This window comes from Limimaricola cinnabarinus LL-001, assembly GCF_000466965.1.
Classification (GTDB): domain Bacteria; phylum Pseudomonadota; class Alphaproteobacteria; order Rhodobacterales; family Rhodobacteraceae; genus Limimaricola; species Limimaricola cinnabarinus.
In genome coordinates this window covers 1-1645 of record NZ_BATB01000145.1, presented here as the reverse complement: position 1 = coordinate 1645, position 1645 = coordinate 1, and the positions used below count along the sequence as shown (strand labels likewise).

Genomic DNA, 1645 nt, shown 5'->3' with positions numbered 1-1645 from the left:
TTCATCAAGGCGCGCAGCCTTCGAGCTGCAATCTCGACGCCGAATAAATGGCCGCAACCGACCAGTCGCCGGAACGCCACGAAAGCCCTTGCCACGCGGGAGCCATCCATAAACGGTCCGAGGACGATGCCGAATGGCCAGGCGGCGAGAGGCAGCACTGCGGGCGATGCGGGATCACAAGATCTCGCAACGCCGGGCCTGCCAGCTTGTCGGTGTCGATCCCAAGACAGTCCGGCGCCCACGCCCGCCGGACTGCCCCGAGATCCGCAAGGAGATGCAGGAGATCGCCGGGAAGCGGCGTCGGTTCGGCTACCGCCGGATCGGCATTTTGCTGGAACGCAAAGGCATGATCATGAACCATAAGAAGCTGTATCGGCTCTACCGCGAGGAAGGGCTGGCGGTGAAGCGACGACGTGGCCGTAAGCGGGCTCGAGGCACGCGCACGCCGATGCCGGAGGCGGCGCATCCCAATGCTCGCTGGTCGCTCGACTTCCTGTCGGACAGCTTCGGCGCCTCGCGCAAGTTCCGCATCCTCGCGGTGATCGACGATTGCTGCCGCGAGAACCTGTGCCTGATCGCTGACACCAGCATCTCGGGCGCCCGTGTCGCGCGCGAGCTGGACGCGCTGGTGCGGTGCTCTGCCCCCTGAAAACGCGACCGTCTGAAACTGGAGTTTTCGGCTAAGCTTTCCTGGCTGGGAGAGGAGCTGAGAACGATGAAGGCATCGAAGTTCACTGAGGCGCAGAAGGCGTTCATTCTGAAGCAGGGAGAGGCGGGCACGCCGGTGGCGGAGCTCTGCCGCAAGGCCGGGATCAGCCAGGCGACCTACTTCAATTGGAAGAAGCGCTATGGCGGGTTGCTGCCCGACGAGATGCGGCGGCTGAAGGCTCTTGAGGACGAGAACGGGCGACTGAAGAAGATCGTCGCCGATCTGACCTTGGACCGGGACATGTTGCAGGACGTCATCCGCCGAAAGCTCGCTCGCCAGTGGGCTTGAACCAGTGGCGCCCCTGGCTCGCCCTGGCCGTTTGCGCGAGCTCGTCACCGGGATGTGCGTGGATTGGGGCGTCTCGATCAGGAAGGCTTGTGGGGCCATCTGCTTCGATACCTCCACCTACCATTACAAGTACCGGCGGACGGACCAGGCTGCCGTCGAAAGGCGGATCAAGGAGATCTGCGAAACCCGGCTGCGCTACGGCTACCGGCGTGTCCATGTGCTGCTGCGCCGGGAAGGTTGGGTGATCAACATGAAGAAGACCCGTAGGATTTACAACGAGTTGGGCCTTCAGCTGCGCAACAAGCACCCCAAGCGCCGGGTGAAGGCCAAGCTGCGCGAGGACCGGCAGGAGGCGTCCGGTCCGAACGAGGTCTGGGCGATGGATTTTGTCCACGACCAGCTCGCCACCGGCCGCAAGCTGCGTATTCTGACCATCGTCGACACCCATTCGCGCTACTGCCCGGCCACCGATCCGAGGTTCACCTATCGCGGCGAAGACGTGGTGCAGACGCTGGAACGGGTCTGTCGCCAGACGGGCTATCCGAAGACCATACGCGTCGACAACGGTAGCGAATTCATCTCGCGCGACCTCGATCTGTGGGCCTATGCCAACCATGTCACGCTGGACTTCTCACGGCCCGGCAAGCC

At 63.5% G+C, this 1645-nt stretch carries 2 pseudogenes; both read left to right on the top strand.

Annotated elements, in window-relative coordinates:
* Nucleotides 1-139: 139 nt before the first annotated feature.
* Nucleotides 140-634: pseudogene (locus tag MBELCI_RS18740) on the top strand (IS3 family transposase); the annotation flags it as partial.
* Between the two features lie 81 nt (nt 635-715).
* Nucleotides 716-1645 (top strand): annotated as a pseudogene (locus tag MBELCI_RS20270) (IS3 family transposase); the annotation flags it as partial.